The organism is Legionella maioricensis, assembly GCF_023618015.1.
Classification (GTDB): Bacteria; Pseudomonadota; Gammaproteobacteria; order Legionellales; family Legionellaceae; genus Legionella; species Legionella maioricensis.
Genome location: NZ_JAJKBJ010000010.1, coordinates 77,230 through 103,947, shown reverse-complemented (window position 1 = coordinate 103,947; position 26,718 = coordinate 77,230). Strand labels below are relative to the sequence as shown.

The window sequence follows — 26,718 nt, the reverse complement described above, 5'->3', positions numbered from 1 at the left end:
GTACAGCGTTATGACAACTGAATCTGCGACAGAAAATGACAAGCTGAATAAAACAATCATTCAATGGGGATGCGAATACCTTTTATCTCATGGATATACCCTAAAAAGCAGCTTGCCAGAAGAGGTGCAAAACACTCCTTGGTCTTATGTAGTGCGCTTTGCAACATCTGCTGGCTACATTTATTTGAAGCATACGCCGGAATTGCTTGCCTTGGAGGCCATCATTACCCTGATTTTGCATGAGCAATTTCATGCTTCTGTTCCAGAGGTTATTGCACATAATGCTGAATTAAATTGTTTTTTAATGAAAGATGCGGGCAGACCATTACGAGCAATTTTAAAAAAGCAATTTGATGCAGCATTGCTTTGCAAAGCTATTGAGCAATTTACCGCTATTCAGTTAACTGTTGTGGATCATGTCACTCTTTTTCTTGATATTGGCGTTCCCGATTGGCGATTAGATAAATTACCCGTTTTATACAAGCAATTGCTTGCACAAAAAGACACATTGATGGCGGATGGGCTATCAGAAATAGAAATTAGCCAATTAGAGATGCTCTTTCCCAAGGTTTCCAATTTATGTGAAAAATTATCCGACTACTCCATCAAACAAACCATTGTTCAATGTGATTTTCATGACAATAACATTCTTATAGACGATGTATTACAAAATGTCACAATGATTGATTTAGGTGAAGTAGTGATTTCTCATCCGTTTTTTTCATTGGTAGGCTGTTTGCGACAGGCAAAATTTCACCATGCACTAACCGATGAAGATGATGCATATCTGCGGCTTATGGATGCCTGCCTTAAAAATTATATGGTTTTTAATTCTAAAAGAGATTTATTAGAGGCTTTTTCTACGGCACGCATATTATGGATTGTTTATGAGGCGTTGGCGCAATATAGGTTGAGGGTCGCATGTGATAATGCGAGATTTATGTCATTTCAAAGAAATGGAAGACTCAGTGGCTCATTGAAAGAATTTATGACCGCGTGCAGTGGAATGGACTGAAAATTATCCGATTTGAGGGTATAGCGGGCTGAGAAAAATAACTTGGAGTTAACATCGCTAGTCCCGCCGGCCCCAAATCAGCAATTATGCTATTTTCTCTTAACAGTACCAGGTAATCGATCCCTGGGTCTTAAGGGGCCAAAACGACCTCCTGATACCTTTTCTAAATTTTCCTTTTCCAATTTTCTTTTATTCTTTTGGGGATTTTGATCAGATTTTTTCATGATGCTGTCCTATAAAAATGAAATACTTTAAGTATAGTCCACTTTAGTCATAGGAGCGGGGCATGGAGCAAGGTTGGGTCATTTTGATCCAACCTTGTATTTTAAAAATCTAAACTATTAAATAAAACAGTCTTTGAATTTAAAGGACAGCCAGGGGCTGCTCTATCGTGGGCGGTACATTTTCACCTTTTCTAATGCTGCCTGCCGCAAAGAGACCAATTCCCGCCAAAGTGGCTGCAATCCCAATTCCTGCTAATACTAATCCGCCAATACCAAAGGTGGCTGCATTTAGCGCTGCAAAGGCAGTTGCAATGGCTGCAACTCCTAGAACAGTTATAAATCCGCCTAATATTTGCATGCTAAGATTAGAAAAAGCAGAAGGTGGTCTTCGCACTATAACTTCCTCATCTTCAGTCACATTTAAGAGTTTTACTCCGTATCTGAATGATTGCTCTTCTTGTGGAGAGGTATGAAATTCATCCTCCGGTACAGAGTTCTTCTCAAGGGTATGAGGATTCTCCGGGATAGATGCTGTTTTTAAAGGGATGTCCGTACTAACAGAAGGTTGATGCGGTGGAAGTTCTAAATCCATCTCGTCTATTTTGTCTATCTCGCTTAGCGCGTTTTTTACATAAACTCCTGTTTTTAATGGCATACTATTCAAGCAACCTTCTGATAATAAAGGTTGATCCATCATCATTTGGGCAAGGGCTAGTGAGTCAACAGTACAGACATCGTTAAATGGAATATCTTCTTCTCTTTTTAATTTTTGGGTTATCACTCGCACAAAATTAGTGCACCCTGTAATCTGTTTTAATTGCTCAATGATGGCTTCACAATTTCGCGTATCCTCACCAGGGTTTGCCAAAAACAAGGTGTTACTTTGAAAGTCAACTTTGACCGCAAAGGCATGATTTCCGGTAGTGGTACTAATAAATAAAGGTTCTGCTTTGTTTTGCAACGCCAATTTTAATTTTTCTGAATTTGCATCTTTATTTTTGGTAAAATTATTAAGTAAATCTTGATCTGCAAAAATCCAGTTTTTTTGATCTAACTGTAAATAATTACGGACAAGCTGGGCTAAATATCCCTCTTCTCGCACCAATTTTTCTATGTAGCTGTACAAGATGCCTATATCGATGTCAATAAATCTATCCTGAACCTGATCTGGCGAATTGACTATTCGATCTTGTAACTGTAATAAATGGCCATTCTTACTGCCTTGAAGAAACATCTCTCTTACTTCTCTTTGTATCCCAAGACCTATAAGAGGGAGAAGACGTCCCATATCACTTATGTAGTTAAGGCCTTGGCTAATATCATCTGAGCTGGCTATCCTTGGTTGCAAATCTGATATCAACTGATTAAGTAACTGATTTGCAGGTGTAGTGCCATTTTTATTGGAATAATCTACAGTGATTAAGACAGAATCTGCGTTTTTTTTGATCGTATGATTTGTATCGTGTATTGCATTGGCGGTTTCTCCGGTATCTTTATACATACTCAATGGAATTCTGATGGTATTTATTCGTTTATGATATTGATGACCTTCTGGATAATAAGTCACTTCAATTTTATCCAGGTTTGAAATGAAACCATCTGAATAAATATAGTTATGATAACTTGAGTCATTTTTACCAGGGATCGGCGCTCCTTCTTCTCTGAGCTCTTGTTGATTCACGTCTTTGATTTTAAATCGGACTCTATCCTCAAAAAACGCGACATCTTCTTGTTTAAAACCGTGTTGCAGGAGTATTTTTTTTAAAATAAGTGTTCTCATTTTTAATGGACTACCTTGGTATACTTAAGATTGCACAATTATAACACACTGAATTCTTTTTTTATACGAAATTTTGTAAGCCTACTATTTAACAACTGCAGCCTGAGGCATTCAATTCAGCTGGGGACCTACATGGCGCCCATTTTTTTGTATATAAAGAAAGGGAGTCTGGTGATAAGGGCCATTATGGCTCGCCAAAAGGCTGGATAATAAAATTTACGTTTTTTTCTTTTAATGGCTTTCCAGCAGGCTTTGGCGCAGTTTTGCGGATCTGCTGCGTGAAAAATTCCTGGCAAACCATACGTTTGTTTTGTATCAATAAATCCTAATCGGACAACAGTAATATGCTTTGTCTCCGATGCCGATTGTTGTAGCCCCTCCAGATAAACTTCAATAACGGCTTTGCTTCCGCCATAAAGACTGTTTTTAGATCGTCCTCGGCAGGCGGCTACTGAGCTTAAATAAAAAAGGTAGTGTTGGGTTTGATTCAAATTTAAATATGCATGAGTCAGCAGGGTAGTTGCCAGTACATTGACTTCGATGAGTTTGGTAATCGATAGCGGATTTAACTCGTTATTCCCGGTAAAATCACTATGTGCAATAAATAAATCTAATTCATTAACGCAGGGCTTCAAAATAGTTATTAATTTATCTGCATGCTCTGTCATTTCCATGAGTACTATGTCGCAGGGTACTTCATAGCGCAGGCGTATGTCCTGAGCAATGATTTCCAGTTGCTCTGAATCTCGTCCAACTAAACGTAAGTGATGTCCTTCTGCAGCCACGCAATGAGCGAATTTTTCCGCTATGATGGATGTGGCTCCTAAAATAACCCATGTTCTAGGAATCATTGTATTATTCCTAATCGTTTTGCAAGGTCAGATTGCATGTGACAGTGGTAACTGGCGAGTATCTGCAAAAATTTGGCGTTATTTTCATACATTTTTTGATATTGGTCCGGATTGAGTAACAAATCTTTAGCTAAATAAATACGTCCGTTTATCTCAGTAATCAATTGATTCATTGCTGTAATAGCCTGTTTTGCCTGTGCATTATGAATGAAATCAATAGCCAGTGTAAAACCTGGTTTACAAAAGGAGAGTAATCCCTCACCCGATTGGCTGAATAATTTGAGTACGGCCAGGGTAGGGGTAGCCTTATGGAGTTGAATCAGCTTTATTAAGCGTTCCAGGGTATCGATGGCATGGTCTTGAGTAAACACTGCCTGAAATTGAATTAATCCTTTAGGGCCGTAGAGTCTATTCCATCGGCTTATTTTATCCAGGGGATTATTGAATTCTTCCAGACTCTGTTGTTCCTGGTTTTTTTTACTATTAATAAAAAATTTATTAAACAATTTCATGTTCCATGATGTGATCAGGCTAAATGGTAACTTGGGGACAGTATGCGATTTTCTTTCTTTACATGGAACAGGGGGGCAATGGTTTGCTAAAGACAATAGGGCACGTGGAGTTGGGCTTAGCAAGTCAAGCCAGGCGACCTGATAATCATGAATAGTACTATTGGTAGACATCTGTTCGGTTAATGTTTTAATTGAATCAACGACGGTGTTTTCTACTTGAACAAATCGCGAGGTTTTTTTTAAGCGAATGGCGACACGGGTAATAATGCCCGTTAAACCTAATCCGGCAATAGTTGCATGAAATAAGTCTGAGTGCTGCTCCCGACTGCAACGGATTGTTTTATCATTGATGATTAATTCAAACCACTCCACATGATGGCCAAAACTTCCTTCACGAGGATTATTTTTACCGTGAACATCATGAGCCAAACCTCCAGCAACGGTTGCATACACTGTTCCTGGTATTACAGCTGGAATAAAATCAGGATCCAGTAAAAATAAGTCTTTAAATAAAGTGCCGCCCTGACACACTGCTATTCCTGAATTGCTATCAAAATGAATGAGATGATTAAAACGTTTGGTGTCAATAATAAGTCCATCTTTGTTCAAACAACTGTCGTTGTAACTGAGTCCTGCTCCTCTGGCAAGCATATTCACCGGCTTATTATTGGTAACGTACTCAGCAAGTTGTTTTTCATTGTCGGGCCTTAAACATACCGACTCACTATATAGGGCATGGCTGAAATTAGTTAATAATATTTTTTTGCTGCGCATACTGTGATGCTCATGAAGTGAAGGAATTTATTGTTGAGTTTCGCATGATTTATTTATTAATGAAACCGTAGCAAATTATTAAAAGGAACTATAATTTATTTAGTTTATAATTTAAAAGGAATTACTATGAACTATGTAATAACCTTATTGAGCGTAGTCTTTTTTAGTTTATTTTCTTATGCAATATTCGCCGCTGATATTCCTCAGGATGTAATCGGCAGTGAAAAATTTGATGCTATGAAGTGCATTAGCGAAAACACGCAAACCTGTATTAACTCTATTTGTTTAAATTCAGAAGAAATAGATTGTCAGTCTAACTGTCAAAAAACAGCTCAGGAAAAATGCCAACAACAAATTAACGAATAAAAAGCAGATTATTTTTAAATTAGAGTAAGATCCTGCAAGTGATGCTGTATCTTGCAGGATCTTTATAGTTTATTAGTGGTAAATTAGCTAAAGCGATAGCCAATACCAAAACCAAAAACCCAAGGATTAATTGTAACTTTAGTTGATACAGGTGCTAACACGGTATTGACGGTAACATTTGTTTTAACAAATGCTTTCTTTACGTCAATATTAATTGACCATTGGTCATTAACAGCAAAGTCCGTTCCCAATTGCAAAGCTGGACCCACGCTGTCCCCATAATGAGTAGATAAGGATAAAGGACCATTCTTAATGTTATAGAAATGGGTGAAGTTGATGCCCGCGCCCACGTAAGGACTAAACATCTGTCCTGGCATAAAATGATATTGGGCCGTCAAAGTAGGCGGTAGAACTGAAACCTTTCCCAAATCAACAGTACCGATGGCAGTGTGCGTTGCTTTGACGGAATGGCGTGTGGTAGCCAGGATTAATTCAGCGGCAATATTGGGGGTAAAAAAATAGCTGAAATCGAGCTCGGGCGTTACCACATTGTTAATCTTTGTAACTTCTCCACCAATTAGAGAAATAATGGTGCTAGATTCATTGGGAATCATATCTATAGCACGTAATCTCACAAGCCAGGAAGAATCAGCGGCAGCTAAAGAACCAGAAATTAGTGTGCTTGCTACGAAGGTAGTCATCATTGTTTTTATTTTCATTTTGATATCACCTATTCAATTAATATTAAAGTTATCCTTAACCTTGGTGTAATAATATCTGGTTACATAATTAAAACACTGATCTATGTCAGAAACCCGACAGGAAGATTCTGTATAGTTCTCATTAAGCTTCTTCTTGCCGGAGCAGGGTTTTAATAAAATTGGCAATTAGCTAATTGATTTCGTCTTTGCGAGTGTAACGAAGTTGATCCAGGCCGATGTTCAATTACAAGCCTGATGCTTCACTGCCTTTGCAAAGACGTAGATAAGGATTGTGTTATGAATGATAATTTAAATCCAGTTTTTTGTGATTAAAAAGTTTTTGTAGAGTTGTTCTTCTGGTGAGTCTTTCTCAGGCTTCCAATTGTAAATCCAATTTACTGTGGGGGGGAGAGACATTAATATGGCTTCCGCACGACCATTGGTTTGTAAGCCAAACAAGGTTCCGCGATCATAAATTAAATTAAACTCCACATAACGCCCACGTCGATAAAATTGAAACTCTCTTTCTTTATCTCCGTAAGGTGTGTTCTTTCGTCTGGCTACAATTGGACGATAGGCCTGAATATAACCATTTCCTACATGACGCATAAATGCAAAGCACGTTTCATAATCATGCTGATTCAGATCATCGAAGAACAAACCGCCAATACCCCTTGGTTCATTGCGGTGTTTTAGAAAAAAATAATCATCACACCATTTTTTATAAATAGGGTACGCGTCTTCACCCAGGGGGGTACAAGCATTTTTGGCAACTTGGTGCCAGTGAATGCAGTCTTCTTCAAAGCCATAATAGGGAGTTAAGTCAAAACCACCACCAAACCACCAAACCGGATTGCCTTGTTCAGGCTCTGCGATAAAAAAACGTACGTTAGCATGCGAGGTGGGTACATAAGGATTTTTAGGATGAATCACCAAGGAAACACCCAAGGCCTGGAATTTGCTGCCAGCCAAATGTGGTCGCGTTTGGGTTGCAGCAGCAGGAAGGCTATCTCCATAGACATGAGAGAAATTCACACCGCCTTTCTCAAATACGCGCCCATTAGAAATAACTCGCGTTATTCCAGAGCCGAATAAATCTTTCTCCCAAGGATGTAATGCAAAGTCGGCTTGCCCATCTTCAGCAGCTAATGATTCACAAATCGCATGTTGTAGACTGAGCAAATAGTTTTTTATTTCCGAGATGGCTAAAGGAATGTCTTCTTTTTTCATGGCATAACCTCATGATTACCGGGTTTATCGAGATTCTAATGGAAGCCGAATAATTGTTTGTATTTCAACTGTTAATAAAATTAACAGAGCTTCTAGAGAGGTAAGTATAAAAAGATTGGCTACTGAATACTTTGATATAGATCAATAAATGGAGTCAGATTTAGCCAATCCATCTTGAGCAATCCACTGAAGTTGCGTGTGATCTAATAATTTGATTTTTTTATTTTTGATAATAAGAAGACGATTTTTCTGAAAACGAGACAGAATTCTGCTGATTGTTTCTGCCGCAAGCCCCAGATAATTTCCAATATCTTGGCGAGACATGCATAAATCTAACTCAATTGTAGTGTTGCAGTCGGGTTGACGTCTTGATAACTCGAGTAAAAAAGCAGATAGTCTTTGTTCAGCCGTCGGTGCAGTGACGTATTGACCAAAACTAAAGCGTTGGCTTATAGAGGCCAAGAGATGTCGATTTAAATCAGGGCGAGAAGATATAAGATTTATGAGGCGCTCATAGGGAATGCGACACACATTGGTATTGGTAATAGCAATTGCAGAAAAAGGGTAATGATTGAGATAAATAGCTTCAAAACCAAGTATTTCGCCCGCCAAATAGAATTGGTGAACACTTTCTTGTCCTTCGAGATCGACATGGAATGTTTTTACAGCGCCAGAATTAATAGCATAAAGATGGGAAAATCCATCACGATAGGAATAAAGAGACTCTCGTCGCTTTAATAATTGGTGCCCACTGACTAGAGGGGTGCCCTCGTCGGCACTTTGGCAAAAAGCAGCAAATAGGCAATGATGACATGAAGACTTCTCTTGAGTTAATTTTTTTATTGCCATTTTATTGCTCTGTTAAAAAGGAAGAATTTGATCATTTTATGAATCTGTGACCATTCTACTGCTAATGAGGGGACAATATTCTCTTCGTGCATCCAGGTGTCTTAAAGATATTACAAAAAATGCTACGCTTAATTACTAATTAATTATAAGCATTTTCTAAAAATGAGCAACAGGCATTATAGATAAAGGAGATCTCCCAACCCCAAAATAGTTAAGGACTTAAAAATAAAGTTGATATATCTGAAGATAAGAGCCATCCTTTTCCATTCTTTCTAACGCCTGATTAACTTGTTGAATTAAATGTTCCTTTCCTAATTTGGCAACTATTCCGTATCCTTCTCCGGCTCGAAATTGATGACCAAGCAGTTTAAAATCTTTAGTATTGGAAAGCCAATACATGGCGCGAGGATACTCTAATACAATGGCATCCACTTTTTTATTTTTTAACGCAAAAACCAATTCATCAACATGGTCATAGAGTTTGATCTCGACATGACCTTTAAATTTGTTATAAACAGCACTTTGTTCAGGGGAACCTTTATAAATTCCTATTCTTTTACCACGTAGTTGGGAAGAGTGTTGCAGGCTTGAATGGGCTAAGGTGATAAATTGCTGGTAATTAAATTTATAAGGAAGACTAAATAAAAAATGCCTCTTTCTTTCTGGTGTTATGATAATTGCGGCAATGGCCAGATCAATCTTCCCTTCATTTAGTGCTCCAAACAGCTTGTGAAAATTAAATGTTTTAAAGGTGCACTGACGTTCCATTTTTTTACATATTTCGTTCATAATGTCTATATCAAAGCCTGAAAAGGTATGGGGGGCTTCTTTAAATTCAAATGGGGGGTCGTTAGATAACGTACCTATGACTAAATTTTGCGCATGTGCGTTGGCGGTAAGCAAACAAAAAAATAAATACAGTATGTAAACAGATCTCATCATCATCCTTGCTCGTATTAAAATTTCTTCCATCTATACAGGATTATAGTTTATTTTTCTTTTAGTTAACCAGGGCATGTCATTAACATGTCATTAAAAGGATCTCTCTTCACACGAAGCGTGGGGTTAAGATAACGTGTCAAATGTAGCCCGTATTACGCTGCGCTAATATGAGCTACCGAAAAGCCAGCTTATTTAGATGAGAACTTTACTATTAATGGCATATCATCTTCGTCATTGTCCTCGCAGAAAGTTTGAAAAAAGATGCTTTTGAGATTAGTTCCAAAAGATATTAATGAAGGTGGAGAGTAGCTAAGTTTCTCGTAACGTTTCTGCGCATCAGCTATTGACGGTACTGATAGGTTCAATTGATGTTCTTTACTGTACTGCATAATGTATTCAATAAAGTGTTGACGCTCACAAATTACAGCAAGATCCAAGGCACTTTCTAATCCTTCTCGAATAGGGACTGTAGAATTTTCTACTACATATTTAAATAATTTAAAATTATTCTTATACACACACACTCCAAAAGGAGTAATACCGTCGTGACGTGGGTTATTAGGGTTGGCGCCAAATTGCAGCAACAATTCAACTACATCCCACATATCTTCCTGGCATGCATAAGCAAGAGGAGTAGATTTGCTTTCTTCCTTGCCTTGCAATTGTTCTACTGCTTGAGGAACGTAAGTTAAGAATACTTTTGCCATTGAAATTTTATTGAATTGTTTGGATGTTCTCATTACCAAAGCGCCTAAAGCCGCAAATCCTCTGGGATCTAGAGCCCATGGATTAGCTTTTGCCTCCAGTAGTGCTTCCATCTCCTCAGGGCGTGCATCCGCACATGCAGCAAAAAGGATAGGCTGCTTATTAGTACATACGATATCTGGAGAGGCCTTATGAGCCAATAAGCATTTGAACATATTAAAATAGCCTTTGTTATACGCAATCTCCAAGAGATATTGTTTTTCTTCTTTGGTTTTCCTTTCTAAATTGACGTCTTTTCGTAGCTGCATTACAAGCTCCAAGACCTGCACGCGATTATTTTTAACCGCCAATTCTACGATGTCCTCTGTGTTTAAAGTACAATTTTGCAGCAAATATTTCAAAGATTGCTTCTCTATTTTTGTATATATCGCTTCTTCATGGAGTATTTTTAGAACCGTTTTATTTATTTCTTCCGATAATTGATTAGATCTGATTAATGTATCAAGAAATTCAGTTTCATCTATTTTTTTATCAGACTTTTTATCTTTTTTTGCAGGTTTTTTTTCTAACAGACTAAACTTGTGTTTTTGTAGTTCATATTCTTGAAGTACTTTCCCAACAGAACTTAAACTTCCTGAGTGTAAAATAGCTGCTATTTTTTTATTTAGCTCGTCAATTTTTACTCTTTCAGGGGTTGGTCCTTCTTCTTCTTTTTTTATAGCAGGTTTGTTAATAGGCACAATGCTCTGTAAAGCTTTAGGGCTTGGCTCCGAGCGAGTTGTTTTAGCCTGCTTCTCAACTTTAAATGAGGTAATGACAACCTGAGATTTCTTTGCGACTTCTTGTACTGTTTGTGGCGGATTTGTTTTAGCCGCCAGCTCTAACTGACTTAATTTTATTTCCGTGTCCATCAGCAAATCATTATAGTGTTTTAATTCAAATACATGCTCTTGATTAAACAGCGTTCCCGAACGAATATGGCTAATCATCCTCTCCAATTCTTGCTTATACGCCAAGAGTTTTTTTTGTAACGCTGAGGAATCGCCATGGTCCAGCTCAATACTCAATTGCTTGAGCCTATCTTCAAGAAGCTTGTATTGGGCAAGATAATCCTGTTTTAACTTCGAAATTTTTGCAACAAAAGGAGCTATGTTTTTGATTCCAAATTTCAATAGGCTTTCTGGAACAGTGTCGATAGAAGTATTTTCTTTATTTTTGACAGTTGTAAAGAGATATTGACCTAATTCTGAGTAATAGATTCTTGCAACATCCCCATTTTTATTTTCATCAATTAAGTTAATAGTAATATGAAAAGTCGAGTTTTGAACTTCTTTCCTTACTTTTTCATAAACAGTAATATGAAGGCCTACTGTTGTAAGCTCACCATTTGCTGTTTGGATTTTACTTTTTTCTCGGTTTTTGGGTACAAGCATGTAATAATTTGCGCCTGATAAAGAGGTTCTTGAAAATAGGATGAATTCCTCTTTCATGAATTCTTTATATTCTTCAATCAATTTATGAAGGGAGTTGCTCATATTGGATGCCTTATTAACACTGCCCAAGAATTTCATTTGATTAGATGTTCTGTAATCTCAATACGTTAAATGAATAAATATTGGCAAAATAGTTCTTTTAATCGGCATTATAATGGGGAAGTCTTATGGAAATATTAAGTATTTAGTTTTTCATTCAGTTAAAATTATCAGATAAGTAGTCTCGCTTTTTCTACAACATAATGGAGTTTTCAACATGAGCTTTATGGTTTTGTCACAGCGTGAGGTGCAACAGTGTATCGATATGAAGCAAGCGATAACCGTAATGGAGGAAGCTTTTAAAGAATCTTATTTGCGCCAGACAATATTACCTCTAAGAACCCCTGTAGCCGTAGAAAAAGAAAACGCGTTGATGTTGACTATGCCTGCTTATCTTAGCCAGAAAAATGCTCTGGGATTAAAGGTCATTTCAGTATTTCCCAATAATACAGCTAAAAAGAAACCTGCGATAAATGGAGTCATGTTACTGCTTAACGAGGAAACAGGTGAAGCACAGGCCATTATGGAAGCCGGTTATTTGACTGCAATGCGTACTGGCGCTGTTTCAGGATTGGCAACTAAATATCTTGCAAAAGAAAATGCTAATGAGGTGGCAATTATTGGTTCTGGAGTGCAGGCAGTAACGCAACTGGAAGCGGTTGCCAGTGTTCGGCCCATTCGAAACGTTTCAATCTGGTCACGAAGTTTTGAAAACTCCAAGAGATTTGCTCAAAAAATAGAAGATAAGTATGAGGTTGAATGTCATCAAACCATTCGCGAGGCAGTGAAAAATGCGGATGTTATTTGTACAGCTACCGCAAGTACTGAACCACTGATATGTTTGGCGGATTTAAAGCCAGATGTTCATATTAATGCAGTGGGTTCGCATACGCGCAAGATGCGTGAAATTAATAATGATGTAATGGCTAAAGCCGTCATTGTTGTTGATCAACTAGAAGCCGCCTTATCTGAAGCTGGGGAGGTAATTTCAGCGTTAGAAGAGCGATGTATTCGACAGGAGGATATCAAAGAGCTTGGGGCCATAGTTAATGCGAATCAGACACCGAACCAGAAACGAATCACACTATTTAAATCGGTGGGGCTGGCTATTCAGGATATCAGTATTGCCCATGCTGTATATATGAATGCCTTAAAACAGGGTTTAGGTACTTCACTATCACTAATGTAACCTAATAATTTTTTGTAGCGTTGGATTTGTGTATTTCTGCTTCTAGTTGCTCTATATTTTTAGTAATTAATTGGAGCAACCATTGTATTCCTTTATCAGAGTAGTTTTTTTGGTGAGTGACCACAAAAATAGGTGTTGGTTCCAACTCAAAGGGAAGGGGTTGTTGAACCAGTCCCGGCTGCTCAGCAAAGCGTGTAATGAGAAAACTGGGAAATCTTTTATGAACAATAATCTAAAAATCAAATTTGCAACCGCCACCGATATACCGTTAATTTTACAATTTATTAAGGAGTTAGCGGAATATGAGCAATTGCTGCATGAGGTGGTGGCAACTGAGGAGCTATTGCAAGAGACTTTATTTGGTATTAAAGCTCATGCGGAAGTAATTATTGGATATCTTGATGAGAAACCAGTTAGTTTTGCATTATTCTTTCATAATTATTCTACATTTTTAGGCAAACCAGGTCTTTATTTAGAGGATCTCTATGTAAAATCTGAGGTACGTGGCCAAGGGGTAGGGCAGATGATGCTGGCTTGCCTTGCTCAATTGGCTAAAGAGCGAAACTGTGGGCGCTTTGAATGGTGGGTATTGGATTGGAATGATACCGCAATTAAATTTTATGAGCGACTCGGTGCCAAACCAATGAGCGACTGGACAGTCTATCGGGTTAGTGGTCAAGCATTGAATGATTTGGCTAGCAGTTATAATAAATTTGATTTCATTGAAAATAAGGATAAATAAAAGCACTCATGATTCATTTTAATTGGTATGACTTTGCGCAATTAACTGTGGAACAACTTTATGCTGTTCTTACCTTACGTTCGAATGTATTTGTAGTGGAACAGAATTGTGCTTATCTTGATCCGGATGGGAAAGATCCCGTGGCGTTACATTTATTGGGTATGGATAACGGCTCATTAGTTGCTTATCTTCGTTTATTTCCTCCAACCCCTGCTGAGAATTATGTTGTATTCGGTCGCGTGGTAACTGAAAAATCTGCTCGTACCAAAGGATATGGAAAAAAACTAATGGAAGAATTGTTAGTTTATTGTGACGCTAATTACCCGAGCGTTAACATTAAATGTTCTGCGCAGAATTATTTAACAAAATTTTATGGGCAATTTGGATTTAAAATATATGGAAAAGTGTATGAAGAAGATGGCATTCCACATATAGAAATGCGCAGAAACTCTCTATAGCTTGGGTTCAATCGTAGTCGACCAGCAAAGCTTATTGGTTTTTCTAATTATTCTGAACACCATTTGTGAGTGCATCCCTAATAAAAAAGCCCGCGATTTATTCAAGTAATTTGCATGGATTGCAACTAGTGTTACCCAGAACGTTAATAGATTCAGATTGATGAAGATGAAGCAAAAATTTTCGAGTTATAACTTTGTTCACGTCAAAGCTACGTGACAAAGCTATATGGAGAATAAAATTCATGCTATAATTGTACTTAATTTGAACCAAGTGATTCAAAAATAAAAATGGAGATATATAAAAATGGCCAATCCACACTTTACAATATTTGAAATAGCTTATAACGATATTGGTATAAAAAATATATTTGAGCTTAATAAAGTCAAAAATGACGATATTGTGAAAGCCATTGAGGAGCAAAAATATACGTGGCGTCTTGATTTGGATTTTGAATCTCGTGAGAAATTATCGACATATATGAGTAGTGGTATTACTTTTCCTGCTCGTACATTATCTTTATGTGTTGAGTACAATGAAAATGAAAAAGGAGAGTTCAATATTGTTTCTTATGATTTAGCGGAATTAGGTACTCCTGCCGTATATCCCAGTGCCCCATTAAACCATAAGATGAAGGAGTTTAAAATAAAACAAGAAGAACAAGCGCAGCAAAGACATATAAGTCATGAAAAAATGCAAAAAGACGGCAACGATATAAAAGAAAAAATGAAACCCGTTTATGTAGAATCCCGATTTACACATTTTGGTAAGGAAAAAAAACAGAATCAAATTGTCTTTCCCAAAATGAGCTCAGAAGATAGTCATGAAAAATTAAAAGAAAACAGCCAATGCAACTGGTTATTAAAAGAAGGTACTCTTCCTGGTACTTTGATTATAGAGTTTCTTGACGGTCGAGATAATTTTCAATCTGTTACATGTGCATACGACAAGAAAGGCGGCTGGGTGATTGGTGATGAGGGAATGAAAAATTTAACTACTTTATTGAGAACATCGAATGAAAATTTTTTATCACGTACCGAATTTTTTCAACAGGTAAAAGAAAAGTTCCAATTAGATGAAACTTCAATGCTGAAACCAGAAGAACAACTTGGTCAAATAATTACTCCTAAAAATTTATGATGCTAATAGTTAAATTATGGTTTTACTACATAGCCCGTGCAAACGGGCTATGAGCTGACTAAACCATCCTAAGTGACAATCTGTGTAGCGTTCAGGAGAAGTTCACTGATGGAGGGGCTACATAATAAATACCAAGACATCTTTCGGAATAGCCGCAACAGAAAAGATACGCTCAATAAAACGACTCTTTCGGCTGAATTGGGCTCCGATCGCCTTCTATTTACTCCAAGTCTCAACCATAAGAAAAGACCGTGGAACTATTTTCATCCATCTCTTGTACGCCCCCAGCCTCATCAATCACCCTTTGTAGCTCGCTTGCTTTGGTCTTATTGATATTAGCACTATACCAACGGATTTTTGCTGCTATCTGCATTTCCAGCATAGGATCTTTTACCATGTGTGGACAAATAACTGCTAATTTATCGCCTAAATCATGATTCAGAGGGAGATCCGCGATAATTTTCGCTAGTATCATTGGCGCTTTTCTATGAGCAGCTAATATTTTGAGATGCTCTGCAGTAAATAAGAGTCCGGCAAGATCGGGATAATGCCCTAACACAGCCCATAATTTATCCTCAGAAACACTAGCTGCCAATTGTTGAGGCGATACATGCTTTAAGATCCGTTGCGCTTTATTCCTTGCAAATAATTCATTTGAAAAACCTAATTCACGCGCGCTGGCCATTAAGGAATCCCAGACCCCAACAATCAACGCTGCGTCTGTTTGCTCAAGTATTGTTAGAAAGCGTTGCAACTCAACTTCATTTAAGCCATCCATTTGTTCTAAAACGCTAGGTGGATAATGACGTATTAAGTATTTAAGGCTCCTTTGACAAAGGTCTTGAGCTTCAGCTCCCGCCTCTTTAGGGAAACGCTCTAATAATTGCCAAAAAAGTATCTTGGCTTTTTTCAGGTTGTCTACATTTTGAGATAAATTGTTTACGACATGATAAAACTCTCCATCTTCCCATTGAGGCGGGCGTGGATAATTCGCTGAAGTGATATTCGTGGGAGTGATAAAAGACACTGTTCGAGACGGGGTTTTTTCCTTTATCAAATGGAGATTGGGCTGCGTCAAACTACGGTGATCTTTTCTGTTCAATGGTGTCGATACAGATACTGTCACTCTTCTTGAGGGGGGCCGTTTCATAGCTCTGGTTAATACTTCCGTCGAGCGTTCGTCTTTGTGGGCTTTGAGGTAACGATTCAGCTTGCTAATCAGCATGGACATGCCTAATTCTTTGCCAAAATCAATCGGTACCCGTCCACAAGCCACCAACAATTTATCGTAGAGCATTTCATCTACGGGAAGCGCAAGCATCAACTTCACAATTGAATCCGATTTTTTATTATTTTCAATAATACAGGTCCATTGCTGCAAAGATAATACAGTGCCAACCTGCTCGGGGAATAGATCGACGACCTCCCAAAATTTAATGTCATTACACGCCTCTGTTAACTGTTCCAAGCTGAGGGCCTGAATAATAGCCGGAATCCAGGTACGGACATTTTCTCGAGCAGAGAGCTGAAAAGCTTTTCCATGGTGCATGACTCCATTCCAAATCCCTAATGAAAGTTTCACATCGGGGCTCAAAAGGCGCACAAGCGATGCTCTCTGCTCATTGGTCATCTGATCGATGCCGTGGAATAAGTTTTTATAGTCGGCTTTTGCAATAGCCAGAACTTTGTTCTCCATAACCTTTCGAACAGCAACATTTTTTTCTTGTCTTTCTTTATTGATAATTTGCATCAACGACAGTGGCTGCTCATCAATCGTAGCGATTTCCTCTTGCTCTTCTGAGGTGACATCATCCATTAGTGCCTGGGGGGCATCAACTGTATTAGTTTCTTCTTGGCTTTCTTCGCTGATGCTTTCCATCAACGTCTGGGATTGCTGGTCAACTGGAACAATTTTTTCCTGGATTTCTTTGATAGGTTCAATTAACAACGGTGATTGTTCATCAAAGGTATCGCTTGTCGCACTGTTGATCTCATCAACCCATGCTGCGTCAGGTCCAAGTGCTTTGGTCATCAGGTCTTCATAAAGACGCCGGGTTTTGTCAGAGATATCCGTTTCATAGGGGAGAGGCTGTATTTCTGATTGGAAGTTATTCATGTCAATGTTGCCATAGAGCTTTAAATAACCAAAGGTTAATATAGAAGAAAACTGACGAACTAATAAATGAAGGTAATTCAACTCAGCAAGAGTCCATCCGTTTTCTTCTTTAACCAAGTACACTTTTGTGCCGAAAAATCCTGTTGTCGCACGATGCTCGGCATTAAAATAATCTGCAGGAAAATCCGGGTGGGTATCAACAAATTCTTTAATTGCCAATAGGATTGTACTTTGAGGCATTTGCTCTCCATTGCTAATAAGTTAGGGCCTATTATGCTATCGTTAACGCGATAAGTCTAACCACGGAATGTGCGAGCTGCTGTGCTATGACAAAGTCCCCTTAAGTGAGATCGATGTCCTATTTCGATATTTTTATTATTGAGAAGAATTTTTAATGCACTGGTGAGGAGAATTAATTATACTAACCTAAAGCGGTTTTCTGATTAAAAATTTTATGTCTCATATTAGAACAGCAACACTAAAAGATGCAGAGGCTATCGCTTTAATTCATCTCCGTTCCTGGCAAAAGATGTATAAAGAGTTTATCCCGGAAACCATTCTGAAAAGTTTATCTCTGCAAGAACGAACTCAACAATGGCATGATCTGCTAAAAAAGGGAGTCAAAGTACTCGTTAGCGAAATGGATAATCAAATGGTTGGTTTTGCGAGTATTTGTCCGTTTCGGGATATTATTGAAAATGGTCCAATTGGCGAAATCAGCGCGATTTATTTACATCCAGATTACTGGCGCATGGGATTGGGAACCCAATTATGTTTGGCTGCATTGTCTGAATTAGTAGACCAAGGATATAAAAAAGTATGTCTTTGGGTACTGGCGGACAATACACAGGCTCGAGGATTCTATGAGGCTTTGGGCTTCGAAGCCACTGGCTCAACTAAATTGGAAGAGTTTTACGATGGCGGTGCTTTATTAAAAGAAATTCTCTATAAAAAAATGCTCTAAGGTATTAAATATCTATGGGGTCAGAGTTGACCCCATGATTTGCATGTATTTAAGAAGTTAACGCTCGAGAACACCTAACGCCCAAAGTAGAATCACTTTTGATATCTATGCACTGAGAACTACCCCCATTGGAAGCAAAACACTCTGACCATGCATTATCGAGTGGGTTACCTGATTGCTCGGTAGAACTCCAATAGTCTCCAGCCAAACACATCGAGCCGATACAGTTATTTAATAATACCGGTAGATTATCAGCCATGTTTTGTTGAAGTTGCAGCAAGGGCGGGGACGTGCAAATTAAACTTCCATCATCTGGCCCCATTTCACAAATTGCAGGTAAATACCAATCTGAGTAGCCACTAATGATTTGTTTGCAAAGTCCTGTCGCATAGGTTGATAAAGGAGGAGTTGATGCGGCGATAGTGCTGTAATAAACATAAATGTTATTGGTATTGCAAGAACCATCTATTGCTCCATTGCAATTAGATTGTCCTGAATATCGGGTAGCAGGGGGTACAGAGCTGGCATTAGGACTTGGGCTACTGGAGGTAGAGGTATCATCAATTCCCCAAATGCTCACCCCGCCGTCATAATTGCCTGCACTGTCTGAACTCCAAATAATTCCAGAAGGGGGTGTGGCTTGGTCAAATTGTGCTGCAACCTTACCGCCAATACTTACTGTATTGAGGGTTGTATCATCAATGGAATACACATAGCCTCCTTGATAAATACAACTATAACTCAATACCACCACGCTCACCTGCGTTGCAATAGCCCCATCAGCCATTACGGTAAGGGGGCCATTGGTTGGGGCAGTACCAGTTGTGCATTCTGAGGTTGCTGTTATGCCAGGGGTAATGGTAATAGTACAGGATTCATTGGGCCCTAATATATTGTCGCAAGTCGAAGAGGTAATTGTGGTTCCTGCAGGAAAACCAGAGGATATAACGGACACGTTGGAGGCTGCCATTGCTCCATTGTTGGTGATCGTTATCTGTCTTGCATGGCCGGTTAATGCATTATTTGTATAAGTACATCCGGCTGTCAACGGTGGACAATTAACGGAGAGAGCTAAAGAAGTCACGCTGGGTGTCAATGTTGTTTGACCCTTACTAATGATAATCCGGGCAGGCGCGGTATTGCTTGCAGAAAATAAACAGTATCCATTATTACTTGGGGTACAACCCATTAATGAATAGCCAGGCGTGTTAATCTTTATCCCCACAGAGGGATATACATGATTGGGTATCGTGGTGCTTATATTTAGATTTAAAGCAGAAACCGCATAATTTTGACAGGATAGGGGGCCCTTCCCATTAAGGCATAGGGTGATGCTCAGATTCGCAGGAGTTCCTGTTGCCGAAATATTAAAAAAGAGTCCACCTCTGGCAATGGTTGTTTGGCTTATCAGTAGTGCCCCTAAGGTGCTCAGGAGGATTAAAATACATTTAAATGCTGCTTTTTTAGTTAAATCTAAAAATATCATAAGACATCCTAATGTTTGTCCTGTAACCGATCGGGTTGCTATTTCTCAACGTGATCATTCAGTCCTCTTTAATTCTGCGAATCTCATCAGACATTCCATCATGGCTTTTCATTCTATAAGGCAATAGGACAATAAGGCAAATTTAACTAAAAACTTTATTGAGAGCAGAGGCTTAATAATGAGCAGCACTGTTATTAACTTAAGAAACGTCATCCAGAGCGAAGCGAAGGATCTCTTAAATGTGGGGTAATACCTATTGCAGAAGCCCCTCGTCGCTTACGGGTACGATGTGAGCCTTCGAGGCAGCGTAACCCCTCCTCAGTCTGAACTGAATAACCCCACAAAAGTGACACAACTTCTGTCCTTGGGAGGACGGGGATCCATCTGTGGAGATAAGCCAACACTCAAATTAATCCACTGAGGATTATGTTGCTCAATAAGTGGAAATACACCGATTAACTCTGCTTTATGTTCATACATACGCTGTTCTAAATTGCTTGTAACACTTACATATAAAGTTCCATCTTTTTTGCTAGAAAGAATGTATACAAAATAGTTTTTTTCATAAACTTTCTATACTCTTTTGCGATGTTGGGGCGTTAGAGTATCTTAACCAGACCTCAGATGCATCTTATTGATGTATCCCTGCCTTCGCAGGGATTGACAAAAAATTGCTTTATTTTGGGAGTTCTTCAGAGTTTGAACCGATATTTTTTATTTTAATGATAGCAGATCCAGGCCGATCTATGCTTGCTTTTAGATATTAGTAATTGTTCTTTGTTTTCTTTTTTTGTCCATGACAGCGTTTATATTTTAGGCCGCTTCTACAAGGACAAGGTTTATTTCTATTTACTTGGAAAATCTTTTTAGGAAACTCTCCTTCAGTAAGGCTAATTGTTGGATGTGCAATAGTAAAGGGAGCTTTTTTTTGCCTTAAATCAATTATCGAAGAGTATGGCGCTTTTTTCGAAGAGTCTGCTCCTGAAAACTCAACAGTAGGTTCAGAGTGCGGGTCATTATATAAAAAAACTAAATTAAGATTCTCGCCAATAGTTCGGTTACTTCTATGAGCTATTGCTCTAAATCTTTTCTCTATGCCATCTTTTATAATAGACATATTGATATCTTTATTGCCTACTAAGTCACTTAGGAACTCGATATCATTAGGTTTGATATGTTGTGTATCCCCAAAGGAAGTTACAAATCTTGATCCAACTTCTTTATTAGAACACACTTGGAAAATTTGAAATTCTTCCGCTTCGTTTATACATTCTCCTTGGTAACCGCGTTGAAAATTAGAAATAAATAAGCTCCCCCACAATGATGGGCTGACATTATCAATAAATCCAGAAAATACTACTGTTAACCTTTGTCGTGAAAATGATGGGTTTTCATATAAAACTGATAATTTATTTTTTAATTGCTCAGCAATACTGAATATAGCGTTTTCTTGTTGGCCTATATCATGCAGAGTGTTTATCAACCAATCCTGCATATAAAATCCTGCTTTTTTTGTAATTGGATTTATCTCCTTGGAGCTGGGAAATTGAGCTAATCCAGTGAAGCCAACTATAAATCGACCATCATCGCATAATAGGATGAGAGACTTATTGGTCTTATCTGAAATAAATTTACCTTTTGCTGTTATTTTTCTATCGGAAATTTGAATCACATAGTTATTAGTACCTGCGGTCAGTATTAAAGTCATTTTATTCCTATTTGAGATATCCAAGCACAATGCATTTATTATATGTATGTTTCTATAGTATTTTTAATAAGCTATTGTTAGAAATTGAAATGAAAGTAAATTACCATGCGTTTTAATTTAAAATTAAAACAAGAAGTAATTAGGTTATACCGAACAAGACCAACAGGAAAAGGAATTTTTATGAGGATTTATTTACTACAACATGGAGCCTGTGTAGAAAAGTCAATCAATCTAGAGCAGCCGCTTAGTGTAAAAGGGAAACAGACCATTGATTCACTTTCCAGTTTCTCTCTATTCTTAAAATAGAGGTCGCTTTCCTGTGAAACATTATGGGTAAGCTGGCGGCGAAGCTTCTTGTCCAAGATGAGATAAGAGCTTCATTTTCTTTGTACCTGGAACACCTCTTTGTCTTGAGCGAAATGAGAAACAAGAATGGCTTATTCGATGCGTCATAAACCCGGGTTTATTAATACAATCAAAGTAAGGTCTGTTGACCATTGAGCCCCCTCTTCGGTAACACCCAATTTGAGGCATTTCGAAACGCGGGTATTCACCAAGTGTTCATAATGACTTAATTAATATCTGTTATAATTTGACCATGCTGTTTATATTGTGGTCATTATTATGAGTCTTTATATTTGTGTTGATTTAATAAATGAACAATTACATGGGTTGAGTTTGGGAAATCTTACTCCATTTCAATCTGTCTTACATTTTTTTTCAAATTCCGCAAAAGAAGAATACCGTAAATCATTAATAGCTGATCAAGAATTTCTTAAAAACTTAGAAAAAAAACTGGGTCAACGTATAATAAACGACAATTACGAAGCTTTATCTGAAGATATTAAATTAATTGAAAATTACCTTGCCTCAAATAAACAGACACTAATCAAAGATAGTTTGATATTCGTGCTAGATGATTTAAAAGATATAGATAATAAAATTACAAAAATCAATAAGAGTTCCGTGGAAGAGGACTATTCTAAAGTAGATGAAATTCAAACCAAAGATAGTTTGACGTCGAACGATTATGCAAGATTCCAAACCCCAGAGTATCGAATTGCGGAAATTAATCAGGGTAAACTACCCAAATTGGGTACATCTCGTGGTGAATGTTATGGTTTTACTTATGCGATGGTAGATCCGAAGTTCTCGCCATATAAAAATCAGGCCGTAAAAATTGATCTCACCAAGGAAGTTCATAATTATCAAAAATCTCAATTGGATCGTGAAAAGGATCAAAAAACAGTAAAAAGAACGAGACTTACGAGAGAATATTTTTGCCCTGATTACCAACAACAGGCACAACAGATTTTAGACGTCGCTAAAGAAAATAAAGGAGGAGAACTTCAATTAACGCGCCGAAGTTCCATGATAGGACATGCATGCTATGTCAGCGTTCAAGATGATGGGGGAATACGATATATGGATCCTAATCATGGAGCGTATTTATTTCAAAGCCCAAAGGACTTTATTGATTTTTATGTTGCAGCCTCTAAAAATGACAAAGAAGCCGGAGTTGATTTTCGGTTCTATTCCCTTTCTGAATTGAACTATGATGAAAAAGAAACATTAGCTGAGTCTAAAACATGGCAAGGAGTAATTCGAAGTTTTCTCACTGGCTCTAAATATAATGATAATAACTCATTATCAAGTAGGGTAACTTCTGGCATTTATACAGCTTTAGGTGCTGGGGTTGGGGCTGGTGCTGGAGCTGCCTTTGGTGCGGCAATAGGGAGTGTATTTCCGATTATCGGAACTGCTGTAGGTGCAATAATAGGTGCTGTATTAGGTACACTGATTGGCGGAGGAGCTGGATGGTCATTAAATACTTTTGCCCAAAGAAATGGACATTACGGAATATTAAGCATCCCACATTTGATTCAAGATAATTGGCATAGTTTTAAAGAAAATCCATTATCGTTCTTCTCCCCTTTTCCTTCAAAAGCTAATGACTCCGTGGCAGCTGCGACTGATGTTAGTTTTTTTAGTTCCTCCTCAAAAATTTTATCGCATCTTTCTCCTAATTCTCCACCTCAAAAGTTTGTGGTAACTGAAGAGTTAATTAGCGCTGAAAGGAACAAAAATAAAGAAGAGACGCAGCTAAAAGCAGCGACTTTAGCCTCTTCAGTAGATGAATCTCATTTTAATCTAAAATCTTCTGGAGCTGATGAACAACAAATCGAAACCAGCCTTCCAGATCCATTTTGCACAAGACCTAAATTACCTCATTAAAAAGGATGCACAGGAAATTAAATTCAGTGGCCTGCACACTGGCTTTAATGTAAATGGGTTTATTCTGGACTAGATAAGGTTGCAAGCTGGTATACATTGTTCAAAAATCGTCATGTTAGTGGATTGCTCTATGGTATTTCATCATCCTCATTCGACGTAATCAGATATATTCCAGTCAATTCATTGACATAATCATTTTTAATATGCCAAATTAGAGGGGTATTCGAAGCATGCTGTTGATTTATCATTAGTTTTTTTTCATGGCATGGTATTTGCTTTGATTATGTCTTTCAAACAAATAATCTTAAATTCAAGAGGAATTTAGGTAATAGCATCAGATGCGAACGGACTGCTTATGGCTGAAAAAGATGTGTTATCACAAGAAGAAATAGATGCTTTACTCGAAGCGGTGGATGAGTCTGCTGAAGAGGGGGGCGAGGCGCAGGCTGATACTGAGCAAGTTGAAGGGGAGCAATCAAAGGATTCCGCAGATCCGGAAACAGATTCAGATAAGGTATTTGAGCCTCAAACAAGAGTGGGCGATAATGGCGTCAAAACACTAAATTTTACTGGTCAAAAACGTATTGTTAAAGGTCAGTTACCTGTATTAGATAAAATTTATGATAGGGCAGTGCGTTACTTTGCAACCGATATTTATCAGTTAACCGCTAAAGATTTCGAAATAAAACAAGAGCCTCTTTTAATTATAAAGCACCGTGAATTTATGGGTAGTTTGCCTAATCCGAGTTTGATGAGTATTTATAAATTTAAACCCTTGCGCGGTAAGGGGATTGTACTTTTTGATAGTATTTTTGTTTACGATTTAGTGGATTATTATTTTGGCGGTAGTACTCAATTTTATGCCCAAAAGGATAAAACCGATTTCACGGCCACTGAATTGCGGGTTATGGATGTTGTCACGAAAAAGTTAATGGCTAATCTCATTCATGCCTGGGAGCCGATTATGCTGCTTGATTTAATGAAAGTGAATGAAGAAACGAATCCTCAATTAGTTAATATAGCCGAGCCTGAAGAAATGTTGCTTGTGGGGCGGTTTACTATGAATTTTGGTAAAGAAACAGGTTCTTTTTACATTATATTACCTTACTCAATGCTTGAACCTATCAAACAGCAATTGGAGTTAGGGGCTTCTCGTCCTGATGATGAAATTGATCCTAACTGGATCAATTCATTAAAAGAAGAGTTAATGGATGTTGAATTAACGATTAGTTCTGCTATGGCTCAAACGACCAGTACGCTGGGTAAAGTGATGTCTTGGCAGGCAGGTGATTTTATCCCTTTGGAAATGAGCGAAATCGTTACTCTGGATATTGAAGGGACCCCCAGCTTTACCGCAACTATGGGTAGTGCCAATGAAAAACGAGCGCTAAAAATAATAAAAACAATAAGTTATTAGGAGAAATGGATGGCTCAATCAAAAGAAGCAGCAACGGAGCAATCAAAACAAGTTAACGTTTTGGCTCAAGATGCTGACAGCGAAAAATTGGAGTTGATTTTAGATATACCTGTATCAGTGACTGTAGAGATTGGTCGTACCAAAATGACTATTCGAAATTTATTACAACTTAATCAAGGAGGAATTGTTGCCCTTGATCGTTTAGCAGGTGAACCACTCGATGTTTTGGTTAATGGAACTTTAGTTGCTCACGGGGAAGTGGTTGTGGTTAACGATAAATTTGGGGTGAGATTAACAGATATAGTGAGTAAAGCTGAGCGGATTAAGAAGCTCAGAGAATGATTATAATGCGCTATTTGATCTCGCTGTTTTTTTTATTAATCAGTACAGGTGCTGCGGCATTACCTGCGGAGAGTTCTAATCTGATCAGTCATAATGAATTGATGCGGGTTATTATGGGACTGCTCTCCGTTTTATTAATCATTATTTTTTTGTCCTGGATAGTGAAGCGATTAAATCTTGTTAAATTAAGTTCTTCCAAAGGATTTCAATCCATAGCAAGTATGACTTTGGGTCCTAAGGAAAAAATGATGTTACTGAAGGTAGGCGATCGGTTTTTATTGATGGGAGTTGGTGCGAGTACCGTAAGTCTTTTGTACGATTTTGGTGAACAGTTACCTCCGGGATTTGATTCAGAAAATAAACCTGCTTTTGCCGAATTCCTTAAATCTGCGGTGGGAAGAAAATAAAATGAAAAATAAGACTTTGATGATGATGGTTTTGTTTTTCATTTTATTACCTATAACAGTCCAGGCAGCGCCACTATCATTACCTGCTATTACGGTACAACCAGGGGTAAATGGCGAACAATCTTATAGCGTCAATCTGCAAATTTTAATTTTCATGACGATATTAAGTGTCTTGCCTGGATTATTGATGGCAATGACCGCCTTTACGCGAATTATCATTGTACTGTCAATTTTACGTCAGGCCATTGGCATGGCTCAGACACCCACCAATCAAATTTTGATTGGTATTGCTTTATTTATGACTTATTTTGTGATGTCGCCGGTTTTTAATAAAATTAATGACACAGCGATACAACCTTACATGGCTGAAAAGATGAATTTTCCTCAGGCCTTGTCCAATGCACAAATTCCCTTACGCGAGTTTATGTTAAATCAAACACGAAAAAATGATTTGTCGCTTTTTAAACAATTTGCCCGAGCTGAATCCGCTCCCCTTAACGAGGTTCCAATGAGCGTGGTGATTCCGGCTTTTATCACCAGCGAACTGAAAACGGCTTTTCAAATTGGGTTTATTTTATTTTTGCCTTTTTTAATTATTGACCTCGTTGTTTCGAGTGTTTTGATGGCTATGGGGATGATGATGTTATCACCTTTAATTATTTCATTGCCTTTTAAAATTATGTTATTTGTGATGGTTGACGGTTGGACTTTGGTGTTAGGTTCACTTGCTTCAAGTTTTGCGATGACTTAGGAGGTGCTATGACCCCAGAATCGATAGGCTCTTTGTTCAGCGGAAGCGTTAATGTCATCCTTTTATTGTTAACAGTTTTGACGGTTCCGGGTTTAATAGTGGGTTTAATTGTTGCGATGTTTCAAGCGGCAACTCAAATCAATGAGTCTAGTTTAAGTTTTATTCCCAAATTATTTGTTACTTTTTTAGTATTGGTGTTTGCAGGACCATGGTTATTAAAGACTTTAGTTAATTATACAGATTCTTTGATTACTAATATTCCTTATATGATAGGCTAGGAACTA

Annotated in this window: 25 protein-coding genes and 1 pseudogene; 13 read left to right on the top strand and 13 right to left on the bottom strand. The window is 37.9% G+C overall.

Going from position 1 to position 26,718, the window contains the following annotated elements; all coding sequences use genetic code 11:
• The first annotated feature begins 10 nt into the window (after positions 1 to 10).
• Complete coding sequence (locus LOX96_RS09925) at positions 11 to 1,015, top strand: aminoglycoside phosphotransferase family protein (RefSeq protein ID WP_250421754.1); 1,005 nt, start codon at positions 11 to 13, stop codon at positions 1,013 to 1,015.
• An 89-nt stretch (positions 1,016 to 1,104) separates the two neighbouring features.
• Here the strand turns inward: LOX96_RS09925 and LOX96_RS17565 are convergent, their stop codons facing one another.
• The 4 genes from LOX96_RS17565 to LOX96_RS09910 all read right to left on the bottom strand — a co-directional run bounded on the left by LOX96_RS17565 (position 1,105) and on the right by LOX96_RS09910 (position 5,156).
• The gene (locus LOX96_RS17565; protein WP_284498352.1) at positions 1,105 to 1,239 is read right to left on the bottom strand and encodes a hypothetical protein; all 135 of its coding nucleotides are present in this window, start codon (positions 1,237 to 1,239) and stop codon (positions 1,105 to 1,107) included.
• A gap of 139 nt (positions 1,240 to 1,378) precedes the next feature.
• A complete protein-coding gene (locus LOX96_RS09920; protein ID WP_250421752.1) occupies positions 1,379 to 3,019 on the bottom strand; it encodes a hypothetical protein in 1,641 nt (546 codons plus the stop codon).
• Between the two features lie 128 nt (positions 3,020 to 3,147).
• Positions 3,148 to 3,870: an SDR family NAD(P)-dependent oxidoreductase gene (locus tag LOX96_RS09915; RefSeq protein WP_250421751.1), complete on the bottom strand. Its 723-nt coding sequence runs from the start codon at positions 3,868 to 3,870 to the stop codon at positions 3,148 to 3,150.
• A complete protein-coding gene (locus LOX96_RS09910; protein WP_250421749.1) occupies positions 3,867 to 5,156 on the bottom strand; it encodes an FAD-binding oxidoreductase in 1,290 nt (429 codons plus the stop codon). The genes LOX96_RS09915 and LOX96_RS09910 overlap by 4 nt, the downstream gene beginning before the upstream one ends.
• Before the next feature lie 126 nt (positions 5,157 to 5,282).
• Between LOX96_RS09910 and LOX96_RS09905 the strand changes: the two genes are divergently transcribed.
• The gene (locus tag LOX96_RS09905; protein WP_250421747.1) at positions 5,283 to 5,522 is read left to right on the top strand and encodes a hypothetical protein; all 240 of its coding nucleotides are present in this window, start codon (positions 5,283 to 5,285) and stop codon (positions 5,520 to 5,522) included.
• 83 nt (positions 5,523 to 5,605) lie between these two features.
• Here LOX96_RS09905 and LOX96_RS09900 read toward each other — a convergent pair whose 3' ends face one another.
• The 5 genes from LOX96_RS09900 to LOX96_RS09880 all read right to left on the bottom strand — a co-directional run bounded on the left by LOX96_RS09900 (position 5,606) and on the right by LOX96_RS09880 (position 11,484).
• Entirely contained in the window at positions 5,606 to 6,241 is a 636-nt protein-coding gene (locus LOX96_RS09900; protein ID WP_250421746.1) for an OmpW/AlkL family protein, read from the bottom strand.
• Between the two features lie 291 nt (positions 6,242 to 6,532).
• Positions 6,533 to 7,453 carry an oxygen-dependent coproporphyrinogen oxidase gene (gene hemF / locus LOX96_RS09895; RefSeq protein ID WP_250421744.1) on the bottom strand — a complete coding sequence of 307 codons (921 nt, stop codon included), beginning with the start codon at positions 7,451 to 7,453 and terminating at the stop codon, positions 6,533 to 6,535.
• A gap of 141 nt (positions 7,454 to 7,594) precedes the next feature.
• Positions 7,595 to 8,302, bottom strand: coding sequence for a Crp/Fnr family transcriptional regulator (locus tag LOX96_RS09890; RefSeq protein ID WP_250421743.1), 708 nt, complete (start codon positions 8,300 to 8,302; stop codon positions 7,595 to 7,597).
• Positions 8,303 to 8,521: 219 nt separating this feature from the next.
• Positions 8,522 to 9,241, bottom strand: coding sequence for a transporter substrate-binding domain-containing protein (locus LOX96_RS09885; RefSeq protein ID WP_250456363.1), 720 nt, complete (start codon positions 9,239 to 9,241; stop codon positions 8,522 to 8,524).
• Between the two features lie 191 nt (positions 9,242 to 9,432).
• Positions 9,433 to 11,484: an ankyrin repeat domain-containing protein gene (locus tag LOX96_RS09880; protein WP_250421741.1), complete on the bottom strand. Its 2,052-nt coding sequence runs from the start codon at positions 11,482 to 11,484 to the stop codon at positions 9,433 to 9,435.
• Between the two features lie 214 nt (positions 11,485 to 11,698).
• Between LOX96_RS09880 and LOX96_RS09875 the strand changes: the two genes are divergently transcribed.
• The 4 genes from LOX96_RS09875 (at position 11,699) to LOX96_RS09860 (ending at position 15,008) form a co-directional block, all read left to right on the top strand.
• On the top strand, positions 11,699 to 12,670 hold the full coding sequence (locus LOX96_RS09875) for an ornithine cyclodeaminase family protein (protein ID WP_250421740.1): 972 nt from the start codon (positions 11,699 to 11,701) through the stop codon (positions 12,668 to 12,670).
• Positions 12,671 to 12,890: 220 nt separating this feature from the next.
• Positions 12,891 to 13,412 carry a GNAT family N-acetyltransferase gene (locus LOX96_RS09870; RefSeq protein WP_250421739.1) on the top strand — a complete coding sequence of 174 codons (522 nt, stop codon included), beginning with the start codon at positions 12,891 to 12,893 and terminating at the stop codon, positions 13,410 to 13,412.
• 8 nt (positions 13,413 to 13,420) lie between these two features.
• Positions 13,421 to 13,870 carry a GNAT family N-acetyltransferase gene (locus LOX96_RS09865; protein ID WP_250421738.1) on the top strand — a complete coding sequence of 150 codons (450 nt, stop codon included), beginning with the start codon at positions 13,421 to 13,423 and terminating at the stop codon, positions 13,868 to 13,870.
• Positions 13,871 to 14,174: 304 nt separating this feature from the next.
• Complete coding sequence (locus LOX96_RS09860) at positions 14,175 to 15,008, top strand: hypothetical protein (protein WP_250421737.1); 834 nt, start codon at positions 14,175 to 14,177, stop codon at positions 15,006 to 15,008.
• Positions 15,009 to 15,240: 232 nt separating this feature from the next.
• On the opposite strand, the gene LOX96_RS09855 is transcribed toward LOX96_RS09860, so the two are convergent.
• On the bottom strand, positions 15,241 to 17,364 hold the full coding sequence (locus LOX96_RS09855; RefSeq protein WP_250421736.1) for a hypothetical protein: 2,124 nt from the start codon (positions 17,362 to 17,364) through the stop codon (positions 15,241 to 15,243).
• Between the two features lie 214 nt (positions 17,365 to 17,578).
• Here LOX96_RS09855 and LOX96_RS09850 point away from each other — a divergent pair, with 214 nt between their 5' ends.
• A complete protein-coding gene (locus tag LOX96_RS09850; protein WP_250421734.1) occupies positions 17,579 to 18,088 on the top strand; it encodes a GNAT family N-acetyltransferase in 510 nt (169 codons plus the stop codon).
• A gap of 49 nt (positions 18,089 to 18,137) precedes the next feature.
• Here LOX96_RS09850 and LOX96_RS09845 read toward each other — a convergent pair whose 3' ends face one another.
• The 3 genes and pseudogenes from LOX96_RS09845 to LOX96_RS09835 all read right to left on the bottom strand — a co-directional run bounded on the left by LOX96_RS09845 (position 18,138) and on the right by LOX96_RS09835 (position 21,282).
• Positions 18,138 to 19,574 (bottom strand): DUF1566 domain-containing protein, encoded by a 1,437-nt coding sequence (locus LOX96_RS09845; protein WP_250421733.1) that lies wholly within the window; start codon positions 19,572 to 19,574, stop codon positions 18,138 to 18,140.
• A 318-nt stretch (positions 19,575 to 19,892) separates the two neighbouring features.
• Positions 19,893 to 20,120 (bottom strand): annotated as a pseudogene (locus LOX96_RS09840) (GIY-YIG nuclease family protein); the annotation flags it as partial.
• 217 nt (positions 20,121 to 20,337) lie between these two features.
• Positions 20,338 to 21,282, bottom strand: a complete 945-nt coding sequence (locus tag LOX96_RS09835; RefSeq protein WP_250421729.1) for a YecA family protein — start codon at positions 21,280 to 21,282, stop codon at positions 20,338 to 20,340.
• Positions 21,283 to 21,960: 678 nt separating this feature from the next.
• Here LOX96_RS09835 and LOX96_RS09830 point away from each other — a divergent pair.
• The 6 genes from LOX96_RS09830 to fliQ all read left to right on the top strand — a co-directional run bounded on the left by LOX96_RS09830 (position 21,961) and on the right by fliQ (position 26,712).
• On the top strand, positions 21,961 to 23,517 hold the full coding sequence (locus LOX96_RS09830; protein WP_250421727.1) for a hypothetical protein: 1,557 nt from the start codon (positions 21,961 to 21,963) through the stop codon (positions 23,515 to 23,517).
• A 355-nt stretch (positions 23,518 to 23,872) separates the two neighbouring features.
• A complete protein-coding gene (fliM, locus tag LOX96_RS09825; RefSeq protein WP_250421726.1) occupies positions 23,873 to 24,934 on the top strand; it encodes a flagellar motor switch protein FliM in 1,062 nt (353 codons plus the stop codon).
• A 9-nt stretch (positions 24,935 to 24,943) separates the two neighbouring features.
• Positions 24,944 to 25,276: a flagellar motor switch protein FliN gene (fliN, locus tag LOX96_RS09820; RefSeq protein WP_250421725.1), complete on the top strand. Its 333-nt coding sequence runs from the start codon at positions 24,944 to 24,946 to the stop codon at positions 25,274 to 25,276.
• Positions 25,277 to 25,281: 5 nt separating this feature from the next.
• Positions 25,282 to 25,683: a flagellar biosynthetic protein FliO gene (gene fliO, locus LOX96_RS09815; protein ID WP_250421724.1), complete on the top strand. Its 402-nt coding sequence runs from the start codon at positions 25,282 to 25,284 to the stop codon at positions 25,681 to 25,683.
• Positions 25,684 to 25,702: 19 nt separating this feature from the next.
• Positions 25,703 to 26,434, top strand: a complete 732-nt coding sequence (gene fliP / locus LOX96_RS09810) for a flagellar type III secretion system pore protein FliP (protein ID WP_431606636.1) — start codon at positions 25,703 to 25,705, stop codon at positions 26,432 to 26,434.
• Between the two features lie 8 nt (positions 26,435 to 26,442).
• A complete protein-coding gene (fliQ, locus tag LOX96_RS09805) occupies positions 26,443 to 26,712 on the top strand; it encodes a flagellar biosynthesis protein FliQ (RefSeq protein ID WP_250421722.1) in 270 nt (89 codons plus the stop codon).
• Positions 26,713 to 26,718: the final 6 nt, after the last annotated feature.